Annotated in this window: 2 protein-coding genes; both read left to right on the top strand. The window is 36.5% G+C overall.

Annotated elements, in window-relative coordinates; translation table 11 throughout:
- The coding region (locus E1176_RS01330) for a TlpA family protein disulfide reductase (protein ID WP_155208782.1) at positions 1-841 on the top strand (841 nt) is incomplete at its 5' end.
- A 202-nt stretch (positions 842-1,043) separates the two neighbouring features.
- The coding region (locus tag E1176_RS01325) for a hypothetical protein (protein ID WP_222933048.1) at positions 1,044-1,648 on the top strand (605 nt) is incomplete at its 3' end.

Raw genomic sequence — 1,648 nt, 5'->3', positions numbered from 1 at the left:
CACCAATAGTGATGCCTATTCAGTAGAAAAACCATCCGATTCCTCATTTAATCCATCGGAAGATATTCCATTCGACCCTCGTATACTTGAGTTATCACTATTGGACTATGCTCAAGTTCTCGATTTATTTCTTCGGTCTGCAATACAAGAGCCTCTATTTGATGGGAGAAATTTAGATGAGTTAGACTCTCTTAAAGACTTTTTTCCAGTAGTTACCAATCAATCAATTAAAGAAAAGAATTTCCCCATAGATATTAGCGAATTCTTGAGAGCAAAAGACATTTCCTACTGGTTAGCATCCGAAGGAATTTCAAAAGGGTTAGAGACGGTTTATATAGAATTCAAAAAGGACTTTCAGGATTCAGAATACACTGAACAGTTAGAAGAACAATACAATGAATGGCTTAGGATTGGGAAAGGACAACCTGCACCTGAAATCACTGGATTAACTCTCAATAATGATACTATTTCTTTGAGCGACCTCAAGGGAAAAGTGGTTTACATTGATGTCTGGGCAACATGGTGTTCCCCTTGCGTCAAGGAATTTCCATATTATCAAGTACTCGAAAAAAAACTGGGAGAACAAGACGACATAGAATTCTTATTTGTATCAGTTGACCAACAGGCTGAAAACTGGGTATCGTTTTTAAGTGAAAGAGATATTCCTAAAGGAATTCATATAAGAGAAGGAATCGGATTTGGTATTCCATCAGTTCAAGAGTCATATAACATGTGGGGAGTACCAAGATATATTCTAATAAACCGAAAAGGGGAAATTGTAGATTCAAAAGCCCCTAGACCTTCATCGGGTAGATTATCTGAACTTATAAAAGCCTTATGAATAAAGTACGGAAAGTAACAGACACTAAAATGAATATGCAAACTGAGCCATCTGAAAAGACATTGCGAAACGGAAACTGCTCTACTTCTAGTAATTGGAGCGCATACTCATTTTAGTTGAGCGTTATCTGTAACACTTGCAACTCGTGAGATCAATAATTCTAATCATATTCTACATCAGCTTCAACCAAACTTACTGCCAGATGGTATCAGAAGAACAACTTGAACAAATTGGGTTAACAACAAATGAAGTGAGCAAACAAGCTCGAACGTTACTAACACAAGACTTTTATTGGAATCCAATTGATGATTTTTCACCATTTGGTAATGATGATGGATCTGACGCCTTCCACTATTTCCGCGAATGGCGTATTAAAAACAAATCATCTAGTCCGGTGACATTTCTTAATCAACTTTTAAAAGAATGGGCTTATCCAAAATTCGATTTAACAACGCTGAATGAAACTGAAATAGCAAAATACCTCGAAACTAAAGGTGGTGAAATTTCTTCTGATCAAATTTCAACGATGAGAGAACATTTTAAGCAAATGTCAGAACAAGCTGGAAAAGAATTTAAGGAGGAGGAATTCCAACAAATTATGTCTATGTCCTCTGAAAACATGGGAGGAACCTACTTATACAGTCAAGATAATGCTGTAATTGCAGTTGGTTTTGGTCAATTCGTGCTTGAAGGAAAAATTGACAATGATATTGCTGAGCTGGTTAAAACAGCGATTCAACGAGAACTTTTGCCAATCCTAATAACTCGATTTGACGAAAAACTTCAAGAAGAACGGAAGGAACGGTT

The sequence above is a fragment of the Fulvivirga aurantia genome (assembly GCF_009711475.1).
In the GTDB taxonomy this organism is placed as follows: Bacteria; Bacteroidota; Bacteroidia; order Cytophagales; family Cyclobacteriaceae; genus Fulvivirga; species Fulvivirga aurantia.
Note: the sequence above shows the minus strand (reverse complement) of the source record. Positions and strands in the feature narration are given on the sequence as shown.